Consider the following 21,404-nt stretch of genomic DNA (forward strand, 5'->3'; position numbering starts at 1 on the left):
GGTGCCCGTTCATGAGCAGGACCGACAAGACCCGCCCCTGGTGGGTCCAGATGGCCGACGCGCCGATGCGCGCGTGCCGGCCGCGTCACGACCACCGCTTCGGCCCGTGCACCCTGCCCGACGCCGTCACCGCCGCGTCGGCATCGCTGGGGGAGCGCCGCGACGGCTGCCACTGGGGTGGCACGGCGAGCTACTGGTTCCGCCGGGCGGAGAGTCACGGCCACCGCGAGTGGGCGCTGTGGTGCCGCGAGGAGCGCCGCCGCAGCCGCCACGCGGCCCGCCGCGCCCTGCGCGACCTCCGTCGCGACTGGTAGCGCCGTCCACTCAGACTCGCGGCGGCGGCGGCCGCCGCGCCGCGATTGGTAGCGGCGTCCGCTGCCCGTGGCTGTCGCGCCGCCTGCCGCGCCGTGCGCGACCTCCGTCGCGATTGGTAGCGGCGCCCAACGCGGCCGGTCGGCGCCGCGACGGTAGCGGCGTCCGCCGCCGTGGCTGTCGCGCCGCCCGCCGCGCCGTGCGCGACCTCCGCCGCGACCGTAGCGGCGCGGCGCAATCGGTCACGTTCGGTGGCGAGGTCGCCCTACGGAGAGTCGTAGTTGAATGGCGAGTAACAAAGTGGTGAGCGGCCGGATTTGGCCTTGGTGTGGCCGCACCCGGCGCCCATGATGGACGCGTGTCCGACACGGTCGGGTCTCTCGCGCGGCCGGTCGCCGTCGTCGAGGCCACCATGCGCTGCGCCGACCTCGACCTGCGGTTCCGGGCCGATCCATCGTTACCTTGTGTGGTCGTCATGTACCTCGACGGCGGCATCGGGCTCATCAACCGCGAGCGCTTCGGCCAGCTCATGTCCGGGCCGTTCGGCTACGGCCGCGCGCTGTGGGAGAAGACCCCCGTCGGCCGCACCGCCGACCCCGCGCCGATGATCGTCGACGAGCACGCGCTCGTGGTCGACGTGTGCGAGCAGGTCTCGCGGCGCGACCGGGTTCGGCGGTACGACGACGTGCTCGTCCGGCGCCAGGGCGGGCGCCTGGCGCGGGTGTCGGCCGCGCGGCTGTACGAGGCCCTGGCCGACCTCATGGCGCTGCAGGCCGTCGTCGACCCGCTCAGCGGCCTGGCCAACCGGGCGCGCTTCCTCAACCGGCTCGCCATCGCCTGCCGTGATCCCGCGCACCCCGGCGTCGCCGTGGTCTTCATCGACCTCGACCGGATGAAGCAGGTCAACGACACGCTCGGGCACGCGGCCGGGGACCGGCTCATCGTCTCGGCTGCGCGCCGCCTCGCCGCCGCCGCGGGGGAGGGCGACGTCGTGGCCCGGCTCGGCGGCGACGAGTTCGCGGTGCTGACCCGCCTCGCCGGGGGCCACCAGCCCGAGCTCTCCGCGGCCGCGCTCGGCAAGCGGTTCCGGCTCGCGATCGCGACCCCGGACGCGAGCCTCCCGCCCGGTGCGCACAGCTCCGCGAGCGTCGGCGTGGCCATCGGCGCGCCGGCGGCCGATGCCGAGACGCTGCTGCGCGAGGCGGACGCGGCGATGTACCGCGCGAAGCAGGCCGGCGGCGACAAGGTCCGCGTGGTCGTCGACGCCGGTGCCGCGGCCGCGCCGAGACCCGGGGCCGGCGACGGCATCCTGGCCGCCATCGAGCGCGGCGAGCTGCGGCTGTTCTACCAGCCCATCGTCGGCGTCGACGACGGGCGGGTCTGGGCCGTCGAGGCGCTCGTGCGCTGGCTGCACCCGCAGCACGGGCTGCTGACCCCGGCCCGGTTCCTCGCCGACGCGGCCCGGGCCGGGCAGATGCCGGCCGTGGACCGCTGGGTGCTCGGCCGCGCCTGCGCCGACCTGGCCGCCTGGGACCTCGTGCTCGGCGACCGGGCGCCGGCCTGCGTCAACGTGAACCTCACGGTCGAGACGCTGCGCGGCCCGGGGCTGGCCGGCGACGTGCTCGCCGCGGTGCGCCGCCACGGGCTCGCCCCGAGCCGCATCCGGGTCGAGCTGCCCGAGTCGGCGGACCTGGGGCATCTTCAGGATGCCGTACGCCAGCTGACCGAGCTGCGCGAGCACGGCGTCGGGATCGTGCTGGACGACATGGGCGCGGGCTCGGCGACCCTGCGCCACCTGTCCGCGCTGCCGGTCTCCGGCATCAAGATCGATCGCTCGTTCGTCGCCGGGATGCTGGACAACCGCAACGACCACGCCGTCGTGAAGCTCCTCGGCGACCTGGGCCGCAGCACCGGGGTGAGCGTCACCGCGGAGGGCATCGAGGACGACGAGCAGCTGGCGGTGCTGCGCCAGCTCCAGGTCCCCTTCGCGCAGGGGTACCACCTGGGCCTGCCCGCCCCGGCCGACCACCTCAGCGCCATCCTGCGCACGGGCCGGCCGCGGGGCGTAGCGAGCGTTCGCCTGCCGAGCGGGGTCTGACCGCCCTGCTGGCCAGGGCTTTTGCGACTCGCGGCGACCCGTCGTGCCAGATCGCGGCATTTCGACGACGGAAGGGTTTGATGTCGCGACTGATCGGTTACTAGGGGCGCCTGCTTCGCCGTACCGCGCGCCTTCACAAATCTGTACCTTCAGCGTTCCCGATTGTGTTTGGAGGAACGTATGGCCGCCGAGCTCGTGCTCATGCTGGCCGAGCGCGATTACATGTACGGCGTCGGCGACCTGACCCTGCGCATCCGCCATGTCGAGCGCGAGGCTCCGATCTCCTACGACGACGAGCGGTGGTACTACGTCCACGGCATGCAGCTGGGGCACGAGGGCCGCGAACTCGGCGAGCGCGTCGTGGTCGTCCGCGGCCGCCGCCTGGTGCAGGCCGGGCTCCCGCTGGAGTAGCGGGGTCCGGGCGCGTAGGCTCCGACCCGTGGCCGCCCCGACGTTCGCGGTGAGTCGCGACGACGTGCGCGATCCGGTCGTGCTCGCCCCGACCGGCGCGCTCGACGCCTTCACCGCGCCCGATCTCGACGAGGCCGTCAGCGCGGCGCTCATCCCCGGCCACGAGCTGGCGCTCGACCCGCACGAGCCGGAGTTCCTTGCCGCGGGTGGCGTCCGCGCGCTGTTCCGGGCCGCCGAGCCGGCCGGCCGGGCCCGGGTCGCGGCGCGGATCCTCATGGGCGAGGCGCAGGACGCCCGCCTCGTCGATCGTGTCGACATCGACGGCCGCCTCCCGCTCGCGACATGACCGGCCACCACGTCCTGCACTACGACGACGCCGAGGAACTGCGGGCCGCGCTCGCGGACCGGCCCGCCGGCGCCTTCGTCGTGCTCGCCTGCCGCCCCGAGCACAACGCGCTGCTGCCCGACGCCCTGCGGCTGCCCCGCCCGGCCGTGCACCATCGGCCCGTCGCCGTGCTCGCGGCCCTGCGCCGGCTGCTGCGCCACCCGGCTCGCCCGCTCGGCGCCCCGATCTGGGTGCTCGCCGAGCCCGAGGTCGGCACCACGCGCGCGGACCTGGCCCGGGCCGCGGCCTTCGAGGCCGCCCGTCCCGTCACGCTCGCGGGTGAACCGATGACGACGATCGCCGCCTACCCGCGCGCCGAGACCCCCGCCGGGGTCTTCGACCCGCCGCAGCTCGACGCGCCGGTGCCGGAACCGGACGCGGCGCCGGTGCTGTGCCTGCCCGCCTCCCACGATCGCCAGGACATCGTCGGCATCCGCGCCCGGCTCAGCATGTCGCTCGCCGGCCTGCCGACGCTCGTGCGCACCGACTTCGTCGCCGCCGTGAACGAGGTGCTGACCAACGCCTACGTGCACGGCACCCCGCCCGTCGACGTCGCCGTCTGGGTGACCCGCGGCCGGGTCGAGTGCCGCGTCACCGACCGCGGCCCCGGCTTCCGCGACCCGCTGGCCGGCTACCGCCCGGCCCCCGGCGGCACCCGCTCCGGCAACGGCCTGTGGCTGGCCCGGCAGGCCAGCGACGAGCTCACTGCTTGGGCGGGCCCGGACGGCTTCACCGTGCGGCTGACCACCGCGGTCGCCCCCGGGCTGGCCCTGCAGACCCAGGGCGCCCTGGCCCGCGCCGAGGTCGCCGCCGCCCGCGTGCGGTTCCGGCAGTTCGGCAACCGCCGCCCCCGGTGATGCCGCGCGCGCTCGCCGGATCCCGCCTGTGGCTGGCGCTGGTCCTCGGATCGCTCAGCGGATTCGCCCCGCTCACGATCGACATGTACCTCCCCGCGCTGCCCGGCATGGCGCGCGACCTGCACACGAGCGTGCCCATGGTGCAGCTGTCGCTCACCGTGTTCGTGATCGGGCTGGCGCTGGGCCAGGTGCTGGCCGGGCCGCTGTCGGACACGTGGGGCCGGCGGCGCCCGCTGCTGTACATCATCGGCTCGCTCTGCTGCGCCGCGGCCCCGAACGCGGGCCTGCTCGTCGCCGCCCGCGCCCTGGAGTCGCTCGGCGCCGCGGCCGGGATCGTGCTCGCCCGGGCGACCGTCCGCGACCTGTTCGAGGGCCCCGCGATGACCCGGTTCTTCTCCACCATCATGCTCGTCAACGGGCTCGCCCCGATCCTCGCCCCGGTCGCCGGCGGCCAGTTGCTGCGCCTCGCGGGCTGGCGGGTGCTCTTCGTCGTCCTCGCGGCCGTGGGCGTGCTGCTGCTCGTGGCCGTGCTCGCCGGGCTGCCGGAGTCGCTGACACCCGAGCGGCGCCGGCCGGCCCACCTCGGCGGCACGCTGCGCTCGATGGCCGGGCTGGCCACCGACCGCGTCTACCTGCGGTACGTGCTCGCCGCGGCGCTCATGTTCGCGGCGGTCTTCGCGTACATCTCGGGCTCGTCGTTCGTGCTGCAGAACGCGTACGGCCTCAGCGCCCAGCAGTTCAGTCTCGTCTTCGGCGCCAACGGGCTCGGCATCGTGCTGCTCGCTCAGGTCAACGGGTGGCTGGTCGGCCGCGGCCACACCGCGCACGCCCTGCTGCGCGCCGCCCTCGTCGTCGCGGTGGTGGCCGCGGCCGGCGTGCTGCTGGGCACCGCCACGCACGCGCCGCTGCCGGTCGTGCTCCTCTGCCTGTTCGCGGTCGTGTCGATGCTCGGCGTGGTCCTCGCCGACGCCACCTCGCTGGCGCTCGGCCCGCACGCGGCCACCGCCGGGGCGGCGTCCTCGCTGCAGGGCCTGCTGCAGTTCCTCGTCGGCGGCATCGCGGCCTCGGCGATGGGCCTGGCCGGCCCGGGCTCCGCGGTCGCGATGGGTGTCACGATGTTCACGTGCGCCGCCTTGGCCCTCGCCACGCTGCGGCTCCTACGCTGATCGGATGCTGACCGTACGCCCGGCCACCCCGGACGACCTCGCCGCCGTCGCCGCGATCTACGCGCACTACGTCACCGAGACGGTCGCGACCTTCGACGAGACCCCGCCGCCCCTCGACGCCTGGCACACCCGCCTGGCCGACCTCGCCGGGCGCGGGCTGCCGTTCCTCGTCGGCGAGGCCGAGGGGCAGATCGCCGGCTACTCCTACGCCGCCCCCTGGCGCGCGAAGCCCGCCTACCGGCACTCGGTGGAGGACTCGGTGTACCTGGGTCCGGGGTGGGCCGGCCGCGGCTTCGGCACGGTGCTGCTGCGGGCCGTGCTGGACGACTGCGCGAAGGCGGGACTCCGCCAGGTGGTCGCGGTGATCGCCGACACGGGCAGCGACGCGTCCGCGGCCCTGCACCGCAAGGCCGGCTTCACCGAGGCGGGCCGGCTGACCGGGGTCGGCTACAAGCACGGCCGCTGGATCGACACCATTCTGATGCAGCACACACTGCCGCAGCACCCCGCCGCGGACCCGGACCGCCGCTGACCGCGCCCGCCGCCGGTGCCAGGGTACCGGCGCCGCCGCGCCACCTCGCCCGGCAGGTAGAGCCGGCCGGAGAACGCCGTCGGTGGCTCCAGCACCGTTCGTGATCGGCGGCACAAGGCTGCTATGCCTATCGGGTTTGTAGCTATGATCGCCGCCATGCGTCCCGTGAACCTTCTCGTCGCGGCCGGGCTCGCCGGGGCCCTGGCCGTGCTGGCCGGCTGCGCGCCCGCCGACGAAGACACTGCGGCACCCGCCGCCTCCGCCGGGGCGAGCGCCGCCGGCTCCTGCGCCCCGGCCCAGCTCAAGACTGTCGCCGCGGGCAAGCTCACGGTCGGCACCGACGATCCGGTCTACCCGCCGTGGTTCGCCGACAACAAGCCCGAGTCCGGGCAGGGCTTCGAGTCCGCGGTCGCCTACGCCGTGGCGGAGAAGCTCGGCTACGGCAAGGACCAGGTCGCCTGGGCGCGGGTCACGTTCAACAACGCGATCGCGCCCGGGAAGAAGGCGTTCGACTTCGACATCAACGAGTTCTCCATCACCGACGAGCGCAAGCAGGCGGTCGACTTCTCCTCGCCGTACTACGACGTCACGCAGACCGTCATCGCGCTCAAGAGCTCGAAGATCGCGGGGGCCAAGAGCCTCGCGGACCTCAAGGGCGCCAAGCTCGGGGCCCAGGTCGGCACCACCAGCTACCGCTCCATCACCGAGGTCGTCAAGCCGGCGCAACAGCCCTCGGTGTACAACAACAACGACGACGCCAAGAAGGCGCTGCAGAACGGCCAGATCGACGGGCTCGTGGTCGACCTGCCGACCGCGTTCTACATCACCGGCGCCGAGATCGACGACGCGGTCATCGTCGGGCAGCTGCCGCAGGTCTCGGGCACGCCGGAGCAGTTCGGGCTCGTGCTCGACAAGGGCTCGCCGCTCACCGGCTGCGTCAGCGGCGCCGTCGACGCGCTGCGGGCCGACGGCACGCTCAAGAAGCTGGAGCAGCAGTGGCTGTCGGCGACCCAGGGCGCACCGACGCTGGCGTGATGGACCTGTTCGAGAAGTCTCCCGTGCAGCGGGAGCGGGAGGCGTACCGCCGCCGGCAGACGATCCTGTCGGTGGCGGTCGCCGCCGTCTCCACCGGCGTCGTCGGCGTGCTCCTGCTCGCCGGCATCACCGGCGCGCCCGGCTGGAAGCGGGTGCGGGAGAGCTTCTTCGACCCGCACACCGCCCGCGCCGCGCTTCCCGCGGTGCTCGACGGGCTGTGGCTCAACATCGAGCTGCTGGTGTTCTGCGCGGCCGGCGCGGTGGTGCTCGGGCTCGGCATCGCGTCGCTGCGCACGCTGCGGCGGCCCGTGTTCTTCCCGCTGCGGGCCCTGGCCAACGGCTACACGTACACCTTCCGGGGCCTGCCCCTCATCATCACCATCTACGTGTTCGCGTTCGGGGTGCCCGGGCTGCGCCTGAGCGGCACGCCGTCCGTCCTCGTGCTCGGCGGCGCGGCGCTGGTGCTGACCTACGGCGCCTACATCGCCGAGGTGTTCCGGGCCGGCATCGAGTCGGTCCATCCGTCGCAGCGCGCGGCGGCGCGGTCGCTCGGGCTGACGTACCGCCAGACGATGCGCCACGTCGTGCTGCCCCAGGCCGTCCGGCGCGTCGCCCCGCCGCTGCTCAACGACCTCGTCGCGATGCAGAAGGACGTCGGGCTCATCTCCCTGGCCGGGCCGGTCGACGCCATCCGCGCCGCGCAGATCCAGACCTCGGTGTCGTACGACTACACGCCGTACATCGTCGCCGGCGTGCTCTTCGTCCTGCTGGCGATCCCGCTCGTCGCCGTGACCGACTGGGTGACCGTCCGGGCCGCCCGCCGCCAGTCCGGGGAGGTGACCCTGTGACCGCGGTCCTGTCCGTCGCCGGGGTGCACAAGGTGTTCGGCGACCGGCACGTGCTGCGCGGCGTCTCGCTCGACGTCGCCGAGCACGAGGTCGTCGCGCTCATCGGGGCCAGCGGCTCCGGCAAGTCGACGCTCCTGCGCTGCGTCAACCTGCTCGAACCGGTCGACGACGGCGTCATCCGCCTCGACGGCGAGGACGTCACCGACCCGCGGGCCGACCCGGACCGCGTCCGGCGCCGCATCGGCACGGTGTTCCAGGCGTTCAACCTGTTTCCGCACATGACGGTGCTGGCCAACGTGACCCTCGCCCCGCGGCGCGTGCACCGGGTTCCGGCGGCCGAGGCCCGCGACCGGGCGATGGCGCTGCTGGGCCGCATCGGCCTGGCCGACCTCGCGGGCGCCTACCCGGACCGGCTCTCCGGCGGCCAGCAGCAGCGGGTCGCGATCGTCCGTGCCCTCATGAACACCCCGCGGCTGCTGCTGCTCGACGAGGTCACCTCGGCCCTGGACCCCGAGCTCGTCGGCGAGGTGCTGGCGCTCGTGCGGGAGCTGCGCGGCGACGGGATGACGATGCTGCTGGCGACGCACGAGATGGGCTTCGCCCGGCAGGTCGCCGACCGCGTGTGCTTCCTCGACGGCGGCGCGCTGGTCGAGCAGGGGCCGCCGGAGCAGGTCCTCGGCGACCCGCGCGAGCCGCGGACCCGCCAGTTCCTCGCCCGGGTCATCGCGTCGGGGCGGCTCTAGCCGTACACCGGCAGCGTCGGGACGGCGTCGAGCAGCCGGCGCGTGTAGGGGTGGGCGGGCCGCTCGAACACGTCGTCGGCCGGTCCGCGCTCGACCACCACGCCGTCCTTCATGACCAGGACCTCGTCGCTGATCTGCCGGATGACGGCCAGGTCGTGCGAGATGAACAGCATCGCCAGGCCCCGCTCCGCCTGCAGCCGCGCCAGCAGCTCGAGGATCTGCGCCTGGATCGACACGTCCAGCGCCGACACCGGCTCGTCGCAGACCAGCAGCTCGGGGCCGCTCGCCAGGGCCCGGGCGATCGCGACCCGCTGGCGCTGGCCGCCGGACATCTCGGCCGGGCGCCGCGCGGCGAGCTCCGGTGCCAGGCCGACCGTCTCCAGCAGCTCCGCGACCCGCGCCCGCCGCGCGCCCCGGTCCCGGACCGCCGCCAGCCCCTCGCCGATGACGTCGCCGGCGCTGAAGCGCGGGTCGAAGGCGCCGAGCGGGTCCTGCTGGATGAGCTGGATCCGGCCCCGGTGCGGGCGCCGCCGCCGTTCCGGCCCCTCGCTCCAGGGCCCGGCGGCGAAGCGGACCTCGCCCTCGTCGGGGCGCAGCAGCCCCATCGCGATGCGGGCCACGGTGCTCTTGCCGGAGCCGGACTCGCCGACGACGCCGAGGGTCCGGCCGGCGGCGACGGTGAAGGAGACCTCGCGCACGGCGTGCTGGTCGGTGCCGTCCGGGCGGCGGTACCGCTTGCCGATCCCGCGCGCCTCCAGCAGCACGGGCCCGGCGGAGCCGCCCGGGTCGCGGCGCGGTCGGCCGGTGGGGACGGCGGCGAGCAGCTGGCGGGTGTAGGGGTGCCGGGCGGCGCCGAGGACCTCCGCGGGCGGGCCGGACTCGACCACCACGCCGTCGCGCATGACCAGGATGTGCTCGGCCATCCGGGCCACCACGGCGAGATCGTGGCTGATCATCAGCAGCGCGGTGCCGCCGGCCTTGCGCTGCTCGAGCAGCGCCAGCACCTGCGCCTGCACGGTCACGTCCAGGGCGGTGGTCGGCTCGTCCACGATGAGCACCGGCGGGCGGGCCACGGCCGCGGCGGCGATGAGCGCGCGCTGGCGCAGGCCGCCGGAGAGCTGGTGCGGGTACTGCTCCGCCCGCACCCCGGCCTCGGGCACCCCGGCGTCGGCGAGGGCCTCGACGACCCGCCCGGCCCGCAGCGCCCGGGGCAGGAGCCGGTGCCGGCGCAGCGGCTCGCCGACGTCGGCCCGCACCCGGTGCAGCGGGTTGAGCGAGCCGAGCGCGTCCTGCGGGACGAGGCCGACGTCCCGGCCGCGCAGTCCCCGCCACTGGCCCTCGGTCAGCCCGATGAGGTCCCGGCCGGCCAGGCGCAGGGTCGCGGCGGTGACGGTGGCGCCCGGCCCGGCGAGGCCGAGCAGGGCGCGGGCGGTCGCGCTCTTGCCGGACCCGGACTCGCCCACGATCGCCAGGCACTGTCCCTTGTGGAGGGTGAAGCCGATCCCGCGCACCGCCTCGACGACGCCGTGCCGCGTGCGGAACGCGACCCGCAGGTCCTCGGCCTCCAGCACCGGGCTCATGCCGGGATCGCCGTTGCCGGGACTGCCCCGCGCAGCTCGGCGATCCAGCGCTCGTCGCGCCGCGAGCGGCGCCGGTGCCGGCGGTCGGCGAGGATGTCGGCGGCCCGGCCCGGGTCTCCGGCGCGGGCCAGCGCGTCGCACAGTGTGTCCACGACGATGTCCTGCTGCAGCCGGCTCCCGCCGACGAGGCTCACCGCGGCCAGCACGCCGCCGAGGTGCTCGGCGGCCGCGTCGAACCGGCCCTCGGCGTGGGCGGCGATACCGTCGAGGACCGCGAGCACGACGCCGCGGTTGGGCCGGTCGGTCTCGGCGAGCCAGGCGGCGCGCAGCCGCGCCAGCCCGGGCCGGTCGGCCGCCGCGAACGCGAGCGCGGCGTGCACGTCGAACAGCGCGCCGCGCGGGGCCGCCAGCTGGGCCCGGGCCAGCGCGGCGACCGGGTCCCACGGCAGCCCGTCGTGCCCGTCGAGGTGCAGCCGCCACAGCACGGCGGCGGCGTCGACGAGGGTCGTGCGCCGGGCCGACACGCCGGGGTCGATGGCGGCGTGGTAGCGGCGCAGGCCGGTCTCGGCGTCGTCGTGCTCGAGCGCGACGAGGGCGTGGTGCCAGCGCAGGTGCGTCTGCAGCGGCGAGCGCGGGTGCCGGGTGGCGAACCAGCCGCCCAGGAACGACTCCACGGCGTCGAGGCGGCCGGTCTCGTGCAGGACGTGGACGTACCCGTGACACGCCGCGCGGTTGTCCGGCCGGTGCAGCAGCGAGAGCTCGGCGGCCCGCTCGGCCGCGGTGAACTCCCAGGCCTCCTCCAGCTCCAGCGCGCAGATCCCGGCCAGCGCCCAGTCGCCCGGGAACGCGGCCACCGACGGCGCGGCGAGCGCGAGCACGCCGTCGCGCCCGGTCCCGGCGGCGATCCGGCGGCCGCTGAGCAGCCCCGCGGCGAACCCGAGCACGAGCAGGTCGCCGGGGTGCCGCTCCAGGTGCTCGGCGTAGGCGGCGAGGGCGCGCGGCGGCGCGGTGACGAGGTCGATCTGCCGGGCCTCGCGCTCGCTCGTGTGGTGTCCCTCGCGGCGCAGCCGGGCGGCGGCGGTGAACGCCTCGCGGGCCTCCGGGTCGCGGCCCGCCGACGCGAGGCTCAGGCCGAGGCCGAGGTGCGCCGCGGCGAATCCGGGGTCGAGCTCGACGGCCCGGGCGAAGGTGTCGACGGCGGTGTCGTCCAGGGCGAGGTACTGGTCGACGGCCGCGAAGTAGGCGGCGGCCGCGTCCGGGTCGGCGGTGGACACCGTCTGCCCGTATCGATCTGTCTGCCCGTATCGATCCTGTGGCACGGGGGAGTTCTCCTTACACTCGCCGGCGCAGATCGCGCCCGAGGACGGTCACGGCGACCGCGGTCACGGTGATGAGCAGGCCCGGGAAGACCCCGGCCCACCAGGCGACGGCGAGCGTCGAGCGGCCCTCGGCCAGCATCGCGCCCCACTCCGGGGTCGGCGGCTGGGTGCCGAGGCCGAGGAAGCTCAGCCCGGACGCGAAGATGACGGCCACGCCGAGCCCGAGCGTGGCGGTGACGAGCAGCGGCCCGGCCGCGTTGGGCAGGATGTGCCGCCGCAGCGAGGTCCACGGCCCGACGCCGAGCCCGGTGGCCGCCTCGACGTATCCGGCCTCGCGCACCACGAGCAGCCGCGAGCGCAGCAGCCGGGCGTAGCCGGGCATGTCGGCCAGCCCGATCGCGAGCAGCAGGCTGAGCTCGCCCCGCCCCGCGACCGTCACGACGCCGAGGGCGAGCAGCAGCGCCGGGAACGACAGCAGCACGTCGAGCACCCGGGTGACGACGGTGTCGGCGAACCGCCCGCCGAGCGCGGCCAGGATGCCGATCGGCACGGCGACGACGAGCGCGACGAGGGTGGCCCCGGCCGCGATCCGCAGCGAGTGCCGGGCGCCGTGGACGGCCCGGGCGAACAGGTCCCGGCCGAGCTGGTCGGTGCCGAACGGGTGGCCGGCCCCCGGCGGGCGGAACGACGCCAGGGGGTCGGTCGCGTTCGGGTCGAGGCCGGTGAACAGCTGCGGCCACAGCGCCGCGGCGGCGACGGCCAGCACGACCAGCGCGGCGACGATCGTCCTAGCCCTCATCGCGGCGCACCCTCGGGTCGATGACGAGGTAGGCCGCCTCGACGAGGAGGTTCACCACGACGTACACGGCCGCGGCCAGCATGACGACCCCGGTGACCATCGGCAGGTCCTTGTTCGTGACCGCGGTCAGCGCGACCTGCCCGAGCCCGGGCCGGCCGAAGACCTGCTCGATGAGCACCGAGCCGCCGAGCAGACTCCCGACGAACCAGCCGGTGAGCGTGGTGGCCGGGATCAGGCAGTGCCGCAGCGCGTGCCCGGTCCGCACGGCCAGCGCGCCGGCGCCCCGGGCCCGGGCCGCGGCCACGAACGGCTGGGCCAGCGCCGTGTCCATCTCCTCGCGCAGCACCTGCGCGAGGGTGCCGGCGATCGGCAGGGCCACCGCGACGGCGGGCAGCACGAGACTGCGCAGCGTGCCGGCCTCGATGACCGGGAACAGGTGCCAGCGCAGCGAGAGGAACGTGATGAGCAGGATGCCCAGCCAGTACTGCGGCAGCGACACCGCCACCATCTCCAGCCCGGAGAAGAGCGCCCGGGCCGCGCGGCTGCGCTCCGGCACGAGCACCGCCGCGCCCACCGCCAGCGCGACCGCGAGCAGCAGCGCCGCCCCGGCCAGCTGGACGGTGGGCAGCACCTGCTCGGCCAGGGCGCCCCAGACCGGCCGCTGGAGCTGGTAGGAGGTGCCCAGGTCGCCGCGGACCAGGTGGCCGAGCAGCCGCGCGTACTGCACGAGGACCGGGTCGTCGAGGCCGTACTCGGCCCGCACCCGCTCCTTGAGCTCCGGCGAGACCAGCGCCTGGTTGCCCATGACGATGTCGACGGGGTCGCCGGGGATCAGGTGCAGCGTGGCGAAGCACAGCGTCGCGGCCCCCCACAGCTGCACCACGGCGATCAGCGCCCGGCGGGCGAGCCGGCGGCCGTCACGCCGGACGGCCACGGCCGCGCACCGCCCGCTCGCCCGCCTCGACCGCGGTCGACAGGATGTTTTCCCGGGGCGGGAGCGGGCAGTTGTACCAGTCCGAGAACGCGCACGGCGGCAGGTACGCGCGGTTGAAGTCCACAACGTATCCGTCGGCGTATTCGCCCGGCACCGCCAGGGCCTCGACGAACCGCCCCGGCCGGTAGGTGCTCACCCCGGTCGTGGCGTCGGCGAACACGAACCACAGCCCGCCGTGGCCCGCGAACGCCCGGACCCGGTGCTCGGTGCCGTCCAGCGTGAACGACAGCTCGCCCGGCACGACGTGCGCGCGGACCACGTCGTCGCGCTGGTACGGGACCGGGATCGCCGCGGGCTCGGCGAACGGCTCGAACGCGGCCGGGACGCGCCAGCGGGCGTCGTACGGGAAGCGGTCGATGCCGCCGAACCCCAGCCGGCCCGGCGCGGCGTGCTCGTAGGTGCGCACCACCGGCCCGTCGTCGCGCACGAACGTGCGGATGGTGACGCCGGGCGCCTCGAGATCGCCCTCGACCGGGGTGGTGCCCCGCAACGGCGAGCCGTTGCGGGCCAGGTGCTCGCCGTCGCCGACGGAGACGACCAGCCTGCCGTCGCGCACGTCCCAGACGCCGGGGACGCCGTCGATGACCAGCGGCCCGGCGACCGGGTGGGTGCCGGTCAGGGCGGTGTGGCCGGCCGGGCCCGCGACCTCCTCGGCGCGCTCGGCCAGCCACGCGTCGAACTCGGCGCTCACTTCGGCACTCACTTGGTCCGCCACACGGTGTAGAAGGAGTCCGGGTAGCCCGAGACCGTGAACTGCACGCCCTGGACCGCGTTGGACGCGCCGAGCAGGTACTGCGGCACGTAGATCGGCACCGCCGCGGCGTTGTCGATGACCCAGTGCTGCAGCGGCTGGTAGGCGGCCGGCCGGTCCTCCTGCTTGAGCGCCGTCGTGCCCTGCGCCAGCCACGCGTCCACCCGCGGGTCGTCGACGTTGGCGTAGTTCGCCCCGCCCTTGGTCGCCGCGAACTTCGAGGACCACACGTTGTAGAGCATGTCCGGGTCGGCGCGCTGGTTGCTCTGGTCGGTGATGTCGTAGTCGCCGGCCTTGGCGCGGGCGGTGAACGTGCCCGCGTCCAAGCCCTGCACCGTCACCTCGAAGCCGAGCTTCTTCGCGTTGTCCGCGATCGCCTGGGCGGTCACGTCGCGCTGCTCGCGCATGACGGTGCTGTTCTGCACCCACACGGCGCTCAGGCGCTTGCCGTCCTTGACCCGGAAGCCCTGCGCGTCCCGCTGGCTCCAGCCCGCCTCGTCGAGGAGCCGGTTGGCGAGGGTCAGGTCCTGCGGCCAGCTGTTTTCGAGGCTGCTGTCGTACGAGTACGGCGTGCTCGGCGTGAGCGGGCTCCACGCGCGCGGGAACCGGCCCGCGTACACGGACTTCACGATGTTCTCGATGTCGATGCCACGCTGGAACGCCTGGCGCACCTTGACGTCGTCGAACGGGGCCCGCTTGGTGTTGAGGTAGGCGGTGAACGGCGTCCCGGCCGCGGCCGCGCTGAGCACGCGCACCCCGCCGGCGCCCTCGAACGCGGCCGCCGTCACCGGCGGGACGTTCGCGGCGAGCTGGGCCTGGCCGCTGCTGACCGCGCCGACCCGGATCGCGTTCTCGGGCAGGAAACGGATCTCGACCTTGTCGAGATAGGCCGCGCCCTGGTGCGCGGAGCCCTCCGGGGGCCAGTCATAGGTGTCGTACCGCGCGAAGGTGAGGCTCTGCCCCTTGGTGTACGCGGCGGTGGTGAAGGGGCCGGTGCCCACGGCCGCGCCCGGCCCGCCCGCGCAGAGGGCGGCCTGGCCCTTCGCCAGGGCCGCGGGGGACTGGATGCCGAGCACGGAGAACGACACCAGCTGCAGGAACGGGGCGAACGGCGACTTGAGCTGGACGACGAGCGTGCTCGGATCGGTGGCCGTCGCCGAGGCGAAGGGCAGCGAGCCGGCGAGCGGCGCCTTGGTGGCCGGGTCGACGAAGTGGTCGAAGGTGGCCTTGGCCGCGGTCGCGTCGAACTTGGTGCCGTCGTGGAACGTCACGCCGTCGCGCAGGTGGAACGTGTAGCTCTTGCCGTCCGCGGACACGTCCCAGGAGCTGGCCAGCCACGGGTGGAAGGCGCCCTTCGCGTCCTGGAAGATCAGGGAGTCGTACACGTTGCGCTGCAGGATCTGCGTGGCGATCTGGCTCGGCGCGGCGGGGTCGAGGCACGTGGGCTCGACATCGGTGGCGAACACGACGGTGCCGCCGCGCACCGGCGCACCGGCGGCCCCGGCGTCGCCGGGTGACTCGGACGTGCCGCACGCGGCCAGCAGCGTCACCGACGCCGCGGCCACGACCAGCCTACTGCGGACCATGCGAACTCCAGTATTCAGACATGCTTGCTAGGAATTGGGGCGAGCGTATACACGCGTCGACACGGCGGCAAGGGGCTCCGCCCTGTGACGTTTCTTGCTGCTCGGCCCTAGGGGCGGGTGGCCAGCTTGGCCAGGCGGGCCTCGCGCGAGCGGTCGAGATGCGCGATGGTGGCCCGCCGCGCCTCCTCGGCGTCGCCGGCCGCGACCGCCGCCACGATCCGCGCGTGCTCCCGCGCGGCGACGTCCCGGTCGGCGAGGGTCGGCTCGTCCGCGTCGTACACCGCCAGCAGCGAGTCCAGCCGCTCCAGCAGGTCGATGATGGTGGCGTTGCCCGCCGCCGCCCGCAGCGCCCGGTGCCAGCCCGCCTGCAGCTCACGCAGCCGGACCGGATCGGTCGCGGCCGCCGCCTCCCCGGTCAGGTGCCGCAACCGCGCGAGGTCGAGGTCGGAGCGCCGCCCCGCCGCCCCGGCCGCGCACGTGGACTCCAGCGCGATCCGGGCCTCGTAGATCTCCAGCAGCTCCTCGGGGCTGCGGGTCCGCACCCGGTAGCCGCGCCGGTCCCGCTCCAGCAGCCCGTCGCGCTCGAGCATCGCGAGCGCCTCCCGCACCGGCGTGCGCGACACCCCGAGTCGTTCGGCGAGCACCGTCTCGAGCAGCACCGTGCCCGGCGCGAGCCCGCCGGCGACGATCTCACCGCGGAGCCGCTCGTACTGCGTCGTGGCCGAGTCACGGTTCGCTCCAGGCACCGGTTCTCCTCCCGCGGGGTTCGACGGCGCGAGTGTAGGCATCCCGCCGCCCGGCGCCTCCGGTCGGGCGGCGGGACGCAACTCAGCGGATCCCGGGCTGGCGCGTTAGGCTGGCGCCGCAGCGCAGGGCAAGATGGGGGACGACGAGGACGTACATGGCCGAGAACCAGCAGGCCGACTCGCAGGCGACGCTCACCGTGACCGCCGGGGCCGACGCGGCCGGAGGCGTCCTGCTCACCGTGGCCGGCGCCCTCGACTACCACACCGCGGCGCGCTTCGGCGCGGCCGTCCAGCGGGCCTACGACGAGGGCGCGCCGGCCGTCACGGCCGATCTTTCGCGCGTCGGCTTCACGGACTCGTCGGGCCTCGCGTCGCTGATCCGCGCGCACAAGGCGGCGCACCTGGCGGGCCGGCGGTTCAGCCTGCGCGGCCCGGACCACAACCTGCGCCGCATCCTGGCCGTGACCGGCCTCGACACCGTGCTGAACATCACCGAGGCCTGAACCCGGGGATCCTGGACTCGGGCGGTCGGGTTCGAGCGGCGTCAGCGGCTGCGCAGCGCGGCTCGGCCTGCGCGGGGATCCTGGACTTGGGCGGTCGGGTTCGGGCGGGGTCAGCGGCGGCGGCTGCGCAGCGCGAGCACCGCGACGGCGGCCGTGGCGGCCGCGGCCGTCCCAGCGGCGGCCATGGGCACCGGCCGGCGCAGCTTCGCCCGCAGCCCGGGATCGCGGACCGCGGCGTTGACGGTGCCGGCGGTCCTGCCCGCGCGCCCGGCCACCTCGCCCGCGACGTGCGACGCCTGAGCCCGCACTCGACCGGCGACGACACCGGCCCGGGCCTGCGCCTGCCCCGCGAGGGCCTTGAGGTCGTTCGCCTTCGCTTCGACGCGAGCCCTGACACGCGCCTTGACGTCGGCCTTGGCCGCGAGCGCCTCGACCGTCTCGCCGAGCGCGGCCCGGGTGCGAGCGATCTCCGCGCGCAGCGCCTGCGCGTCCGGACGAGGAGCGACCGTGGTCATGCCGCGGTGATGCCCCCATCGAATGATCGATAAACGCCATCAGGAGTTCCGCAGCACCTGCTCGATGAAGGGCGCCTTGCCGGCCCGGTAGCGCGGGCGGTCCCGTTTGTCGGCCGCGGCCAGCGCGGTCTTGATGCGGGCGTACTCGGCCGCCAGCTCCGGGTGGGTGCGCAGGTGATCGCGGAACCGCAGCAGCCGGGCCGGCGCCGGGGAGCGGGCCTCGTACACGTGCAGGTGGTACACGCGGTACGCCACGCTGGGGTAGCAGAAGGACCACTTGCGGCGCTCGGTGTCGTCCGGCTCCGGGGCGTGTACCCAGCCGATCCGGGCCAGGTCCGCGCCCAGGCCAGCCGAGTCGTCGAAGTCCTCGATGCGGGCCAGCATGTCGATGATGGGCTTGGCGGGCAGGCCGGGGACCGCGGTGCTGCCGATGTGCTCGACGCGGCCGACGAGGTGGCCGTGCAAAGCTGCCTCGACGCGGGATCGCTCCCGGGCGAAGGCGGCCGGCCAGCGATCGTCGTACGGGACGATGACGATCGGGTCGCGGCGGGTCACGGGTGGCGGTTGCGGTCGTGGCGGCCGTGGGGCTGCGTGAGGTACACGAGCGGGGGTGCCACGTCGTCCGGCTCGGCGCCGGGGATCGGCACGGCGATGACGACGTACGCGGTGTCGTAACGATGGGCGTCGACTGTGGACTGACGCTTGCGGGCGTGCGGCGCTGGCATGACGGGTTCCTCGCGACGGTGGACGGGCGGCTGGGAGGGTGGCGCGTCAGGCCGGACACGACGTCATGGGAAGAGTGCAGCGCGCTGCTGTGGCCGATGTCAACGGGTGTAGCCAAATTGCTATCTAGCCCATAGGTTTTATAGGTATGACGCTCGCGCTTGCCGTGGAGATCGATGGCGACGGCTCTCATCCCGCCGCTCGGCGCCGGGGTCGCCGAGCGGGCGGGGTTCGGGCTCGTCACGCTCGGCGACCACCCGCTCCCGCCCGCGGCCGGGGAGCCGGCCGGGCGGATCGGGGCGGTCGAGCGGGCCGCGTTCGCCAACACGAGCGTGCTCGGCATCGCCCGGCATTCGTGGGACGACGACGCCGTGATCCGCGACGTCGCCACGGGCCGCTATCTCGACAGATCGACGCCCGCGGCTGGGTCGACTGCGCGAGCGCCGAGGCGGTCCTGCGCATGCCCGATGTCGCCGAGCGGCCCTGGAGGGCCGGCGCCCTCGGCGAGCCGGCCGCGCGTGGCTGGGCCGGCTCGCCGAGGGTCCGTTCCTGGCCGCGGTCGCGTGCTGCACGGCCATCGGCCGCGGCTGAGCGTCAGTCGCACCCGTGGTCGCGTGCTGCGCCGCCGGCCGGCGGCGATGAAGGTCAGTCGCGCTCTTCGTCGCGGGCCGGCAGCTCGCTCAGCAGCGTGAACTCGAACTCGACCTGGGTGGTGTCCGGCGCGTCCTCGGGCGTGACCAGGTAGGACTCGACGCGGAAGCCGAGGTTGAGCACCTCGGCGGCGCGGATGTGCTCGACGAGCTCGTCGATGGCGGAGAAGTACGCGGTATACATGACGGCCGGCCCGGCGCCCGGCTCCTCGGCCGGCTCGGCGGACAGCGTCTCGGGGGTCTCAGCAGCGAATTCAATCGTCACGAGCCGCGAGCCTACGACACCTGCCCAAGATCCGCGACCGTTGTTGTCTATCAAACCAGTGGATAATATGGGGTATGGGCATTCACCTGCATTGGTATCTGCCGACCAACGGCGACAGCCGGGACATCGTCGGATCCGGCGACGGGTCGCAGCACACGCTCGGCGCCGTCGCCGAGGGGTTCCGGCGGCCGGGCATCGACTACCTCGGGCAGATCGCGCGCTCGGCCGAGCAGCTCGGCTTCGAGGCGGTGCTCACCCCGACCGGCACCTGGTGCGAGGACGCCTGGATCACCACCGCGGCGCTCACCCAGGTGACGAAGACGCTCAAGTTCCTCGTCGCCTTCCGCCCCGGCCTGGTCACGCCCACCCTCGCCGCCCACCAGGCCGCCACCTTCCAGCGGATCTCCGGCGGGCGGCTGCTGCTCAACATCGTCACCGGCGGCGACCCGGTCGAGCAGCGGCGCTTCGGCGACCACCTCGACCACGACCAGCGCTACGCCCGCACCGACGACTTCCTCGCCGTGCTGCGCGGGGTCGGCGACGCCCCGGAGCCGTTCGACTTCACCGGGGCGCACTACCGGGTCGAGCAGGCCCGGATCCCGTTCGAGCCGTGGCGGCCGCCGGCCATCTTCTTCGGCGGGGCGAGCCCGGCGGCGGAGCGGGTCGCGGCCCGGCACGTCGACACCTACCTCGCGTGGGGTGAGACGCCGCCGCAGATCGCCGAGCGGCTCGAGCGGATGCGCAAGCTGGCCGCCGAGGCCGGGCGCACCCTGTCCTACGGCATCCGCTTCCACGTGCTGAGCCGCGACACCGCCGAGGCCGCGTGGGCCGAGGCCGGGCGCCTGCTCGACCGCATCGACGACGAGCGGGTGGCGCAGGTGCAGCACGGGTTCGCCGCGGGGGAGTCGGTGGGCCAGCAGCGCATGTCGGCCCTGCACGGCGGCCGGCGCGACCGGCTGGAGGTGTACCCGAACGTCTGGGCCGGCTACGGGCTCGTCCGCGGCGGGGCCGGGACCGCGCTCGTGGGTAGCCACGCCGAGGTCGCCGAGCGCATCCGTGAGTACCATGATCTCGGCATCGACCACTTCATCCTGTCCGGGCAGCCGCACCTGGAAGAGGCGTACCACTTCGGCGAGGGCGTCCTGCCGATCCTGCGCCGGGCCGGGTTGCTCGCGCACTGACGGGGTAGGGAGAACCAATGGCTCTGCGATGGATCGCGCCCGACTACGGCGGGCCCGAGGTGCTCACGCTCGTCGAGACCGACGTCCGGCCCCCGCGGGCGGGCGAGGTGACGATCGACGTGCGGGCCGCGGGGGTGAACCCGGCCGACTACAAGCACATCGCCGCCGACCGTGGGGCCGGCCGCGAGCTGCCGCTGCCGATCGGCTACGAGGTCGCCGGGGTGCTCAGCGCGATCGGGCCGGACACCGAGATCGCGTCCGGCGGCGGTGCGCCCGGCGATGCGGTCGTCGCGTTCCGGATCAACGGGGGGTACGCCTCCCAGGTCACCGTCCCCGCGAAGGACGTCTTCGCCAAGCCCGAGGCGCTGGACTTCCCCGCCGCGGCGAACCTGCTGCTCGCCGGGACCACGGCGGCGGAGGCCCTGCACGTCGTGCGCGCCGCGGCGGGTGAGACGGTGCTCGTGCACGGCGCGTCCGGCGCGGTCGGGATCAGCGTGCTGCAGCAGGCTCGCCTCAAGGGCGTCTCCGTCATCGGTACCGCGAGCGAGCGCAACTTCGACCTGCTCCGCCGGGCCGGGGCGCAGGCGATCGCCTACGGTCCCGGGCTGGTCGGCCGGGTGCGGGCGGCCGCGCCGGACGGGGTCGCGGCGGTCATCGACACCGTCGGCACCGACGAGGCCATCGACTCCGTGGCGCAGCTGCTGCCGGACGCGAGCCGCGCGGTCACGATCGTCCCGTCGGACCGGTCGCGCGACGCCGGCATCCGGGCGATCGCCGGGGCGTTGCCGGACAGCGCCGAGTACCGCGACAGCGTCCGCGCCCGCCTGCTCGGCTGGGCCGCCGAGGGCCGCCTCGTCGTGCCGGTGGCCAAGACGTTCCCGCTGGCCGAGGCCCTCGCGGCGATCGAGCTCGTGCGCAGCGGCCACCCGGGCGGCAAAGTCGCCCTGATCCCCTGACCGCGCCATGGGGCGCGCGCCTGCGAGCGGCCGCCGGGCCCGGCGCGGAACCCCCGGAGCCCGAGGCGGCGCTCGCCCGGCTGCGTGAGCGCCTGCCCTCGACACCCGGCGACCTCGTCGCGCTGCTGCGCGCGGCCGGCCCGGTCACGCTGCCCGGCGTCGGCAACGGGCTGTTCCTGCACCGCGCCGACGAGCTGACCGCGGCCCGCATCGCCGGCGTCGCCGCCGTGATCGTGTTCGGCGGCACCGGCGACGGTGACCGGTTCGCCGTCGCCGTCACGGACGGCCGCGTGTTCCGGCTGCGCGACGCCGACTACCTCGACGGGGTGTACCGCGGCCCCGGCGTCACGGTTGTCGGCGCCGGCCTTGCCGAGTTCGTCGAGCGGGTCGTGGCGGCCGCGCAGGGCTTCGCCGCCGACGGCCGCGCCCGCGACCTGTGAACCGTCAGG

The 21,404-nt window shown here is 74.9% G+C and carries 25 protein-coding genes; 14 read left to right on the top strand and 11 right to left on the bottom strand.

The genetic code is table 11. The features are described from left to right. The first annotated feature begins 11 nt into the window (after positions 1-11). From AC6JBM_RS11855 to AC6JBM_RS11900, 10 genes are all read left to right on the top strand, one after another. Positions 12-314 (top strand): hypothetical protein, encoded by a 303-nt coding sequence (locus AC6JBM_RS11855; RefSeq protein WP_497983645.1) that lies wholly within the window; start codon positions 12-14, stop codon positions 312-314. Between the two features lie 356 nt (positions 315-670). Beyond that, complete coding sequence (locus tag AC6JBM_RS11860) at positions 671-2,410, top strand: putative bifunctional diguanylate cyclase/phosphodiesterase (protein ID WP_497983646.1); 1,740 nt, start codon at positions 671-673, stop codon at positions 2,408-2,410. 180 nt (positions 2,411-2,590) lie between these two features. Continuing rightward, complete coding sequence (locus AC6JBM_RS11865) at positions 2,591-2,821, top strand: hypothetical protein (RefSeq protein ID WP_497983647.1); 231 nt, start codon at positions 2,591-2,593, stop codon at positions 2,819-2,821. Positions 2,822-2,849: 28 nt separating this feature from the next. Then, positions 2,850-3,167 (top strand): hypothetical protein, encoded by a 318-nt coding sequence (locus AC6JBM_RS11870; protein WP_497983648.1) that lies wholly within the window; start codon positions 2,850-2,852, stop codon positions 3,165-3,167. Continuing rightward, a complete protein-coding gene (locus AC6JBM_RS11875) occupies positions 3,164-4,063 on the top strand; it encodes an ATP-binding protein (protein WP_497983649.1) in 900 nt (299 codons plus the stop codon). Before AC6JBM_RS11870 ends, AC6JBM_RS11875 begins: the two co-directional genes overlap by 4 nt. Next, entirely contained in the window at positions 4,063-5,229 is a 1,167-nt protein-coding gene (locus AC6JBM_RS11880) for a multidrug effflux MFS transporter (RefSeq protein WP_497986445.1), read from the top strand. Before AC6JBM_RS11875 ends, AC6JBM_RS11880 begins: the two co-directional genes overlap by 1 nt. 4 nt (positions 5,230-5,233) lie before the next feature. Beyond that, the gene (locus AC6JBM_RS11885) at positions 5,234-5,761 is read left to right on the top strand and encodes a GNAT family N-acetyltransferase (protein ID WP_497983650.1); all 528 of its coding nucleotides are present in this window, start codon (positions 5,234-5,236) and stop codon (positions 5,759-5,761) included. A 156-nt stretch (positions 5,762-5,917) separates the two neighbouring features. Then, the gene (locus tag AC6JBM_RS11890) at positions 5,918-6,796 is read left to right on the top strand and encodes an ABC transporter substrate-binding protein (protein WP_497983651.1); all 879 of its coding nucleotides are present in this window, start codon (positions 5,918-5,920) and stop codon (positions 6,794-6,796) included. Continuing rightward, positions 6,796-7,644, top strand: a complete 849-nt coding sequence (locus tag AC6JBM_RS11895) for an amino acid ABC transporter permease (RefSeq protein ID WP_497983652.1) — start codon at positions 6,796-6,798, stop codon at positions 7,642-7,644. Before AC6JBM_RS11890 ends, AC6JBM_RS11895 begins: the two co-directional genes overlap by 1 nt. Continuing rightward, on the top strand, positions 7,641-8,387 hold the full coding sequence (locus AC6JBM_RS11900; protein WP_497983653.1) for an amino acid ABC transporter ATP-binding protein: 747 nt from the start codon (positions 7,641-7,643) through the stop codon (positions 8,385-8,387). Before AC6JBM_RS11895 ends, AC6JBM_RS11900 begins: the two co-directional genes overlap by 4 nt. Here the strand turns inward: AC6JBM_RS11900 and AC6JBM_RS11905 are convergent. The 7 genes from AC6JBM_RS11905 to AC6JBM_RS11935 all read right to left on the bottom strand — a co-directional run bounded on the left by AC6JBM_RS11905 (position 8,384) and on the right by AC6JBM_RS11935 (position 16,162). Continuing rightward, complete coding sequence (locus AC6JBM_RS11905) at positions 8,384-9,967, bottom strand: dipeptide ABC transporter ATP-binding protein (protein WP_497983654.1); 1,584 nt, start codon at positions 9,965-9,967, stop codon at positions 8,384-8,386. The genes AC6JBM_RS11900 and AC6JBM_RS11905 overlap by 4 nt on opposite strands. Beyond that, a complete protein-coding gene (locus AC6JBM_RS11910; RefSeq protein ID WP_497983655.1) occupies positions 9,964-11,286 on the bottom strand; it encodes a tetratricopeptide repeat protein in 1,323 nt (440 codons plus the stop codon). Before AC6JBM_RS11910 ends, AC6JBM_RS11905 begins: the two co-directional genes overlap by 4 nt. 13 nt (positions 11,287-11,299) lie before the next feature. Next, positions 11,300-12,085: an ABC transporter permease gene (locus AC6JBM_RS11915; RefSeq protein ID WP_497983656.1), complete on the bottom strand. Its 786-nt coding sequence runs from the start codon at positions 12,083-12,085 to the stop codon at positions 11,300-11,302. Continuing rightward, positions 12,075-13,019: an ABC transporter permease gene (locus AC6JBM_RS11920; RefSeq protein WP_497983657.1), complete on the bottom strand. Its 945-nt coding sequence runs from the start codon at positions 13,017-13,019 to the stop codon at positions 12,075-12,077. Before AC6JBM_RS11920 ends, AC6JBM_RS11915 begins: the two co-directional genes overlap by 11 nt. Continuing rightward, positions 13,003-13,782: a DUF1684 domain-containing protein gene (locus AC6JBM_RS11925; protein WP_497983658.1), complete on the bottom strand. Its 780-nt coding sequence runs from the start codon at positions 13,780-13,782 to the stop codon at positions 13,003-13,005. Before AC6JBM_RS11925 ends, AC6JBM_RS11920 begins: the two co-directional genes overlap by 17 nt. Continuing rightward, on the bottom strand, positions 13,779-15,416 hold the full coding sequence (locus AC6JBM_RS11930) for an ABC transporter substrate-binding protein (RefSeq protein WP_497983659.1): 1,638 nt from the start codon (positions 15,414-15,416) through the stop codon (positions 13,779-13,781). Before AC6JBM_RS11930 ends, AC6JBM_RS11925 begins: the two co-directional genes overlap by 4 nt. Positions 15,417-15,523: 107 nt before the next feature. Further along, positions 15,524-16,162, bottom strand: coding sequence for a GntR family transcriptional regulator (locus tag AC6JBM_RS11935; RefSeq protein WP_497983660.1), 639 nt, complete (start codon positions 16,160-16,162; stop codon positions 15,524-15,526). Positions 16,163-16,317: 155 nt separating this feature from the next. Here AC6JBM_RS11935 and AC6JBM_RS11940 point away from each other — a divergent pair, with 155 nt between their 5' ends. Further along, the gene (locus AC6JBM_RS11940) at positions 16,318-16,665 is read left to right on the top strand and encodes an STAS domain-containing protein (RefSeq protein ID WP_497983661.1); all 348 of its coding nucleotides are present in this window, start codon (positions 16,318-16,320) and stop codon (positions 16,663-16,665) included. Between the two features lie 110 nt (positions 16,666-16,775). On the opposite strand, the gene AC6JBM_RS11945 is transcribed toward AC6JBM_RS11940, so the two are convergent. From AC6JBM_RS11945 to AC6JBM_RS11960, 4 genes are all read right to left on the bottom strand, one after another. Further along, positions 16,776-17,180 (bottom strand): DUF3618 domain-containing protein, encoded by a 405-nt coding sequence (locus tag AC6JBM_RS11945; RefSeq protein ID WP_497983662.1) that lies wholly within the window; start codon positions 17,178-17,180, stop codon positions 16,776-16,778. A gap of 39 nt (positions 17,181-17,219) precedes the next feature. Then, entirely contained in the window at positions 17,220-17,735 is a 516-nt protein-coding gene (locus tag AC6JBM_RS11950; protein ID WP_497983663.1) for a GrpB family protein, read from the bottom strand. Beyond that, positions 17,732-17,905, bottom strand: a complete 174-nt coding sequence (locus AC6JBM_RS11955; protein ID WP_497983664.1) for a hypothetical protein — start codon at positions 17,903-17,905, stop codon at positions 17,732-17,734. The genes AC6JBM_RS11950 and AC6JBM_RS11955 overlap by 4 nt, the downstream gene beginning before the upstream one ends. A gap of 643 nt (positions 17,906-18,548) precedes the next feature. After that, on the bottom strand, positions 18,549-18,818 hold the full coding sequence (locus AC6JBM_RS11960; protein ID WP_350616850.1) for a hypothetical protein: 270 nt from the start codon (positions 18,816-18,818) through the stop codon (positions 18,549-18,551). A 74-nt stretch (positions 18,819-18,892) separates the two neighbouring features. Between AC6JBM_RS11960 and AC6JBM_RS11965 the strand changes: the two genes are divergently transcribed. From AC6JBM_RS11965 to AC6JBM_RS11975, 3 genes are all read left to right on the top strand, one after another. Continuing rightward, positions 18,893-19,999 (top strand): LLM class flavin-dependent oxidoreductase, encoded by a 1,107-nt coding sequence (locus AC6JBM_RS11965; protein ID WP_497983665.1) that lies wholly within the window; start codon positions 18,893-18,895, stop codon positions 19,997-19,999. Between the two features lie 17 nt (positions 20,000-20,016). Next, the gene (locus tag AC6JBM_RS11970) at positions 20,017-20,955 is read left to right on the top strand and encodes a quinone oxidoreductase family protein (protein WP_497983666.1); all 939 of its coding nucleotides are present in this window, start codon (positions 20,017-20,019) and stop codon (positions 20,953-20,955) included. Positions 20,956-21,182: 227 nt separating this feature from the next. Further along, on the top strand, positions 21,183-21,395 hold the full coding sequence (locus AC6JBM_RS11975; protein ID WP_497983667.1) for a hypothetical protein: 213 nt from the start codon (positions 21,183-21,185) through the stop codon (positions 21,393-21,395). Positions 21,396-21,404: the final 9 nt, after the last annotated feature.

The sequence above is a fragment of the Dactylosporangium thailandense genome (assembly GCF_059739745.1).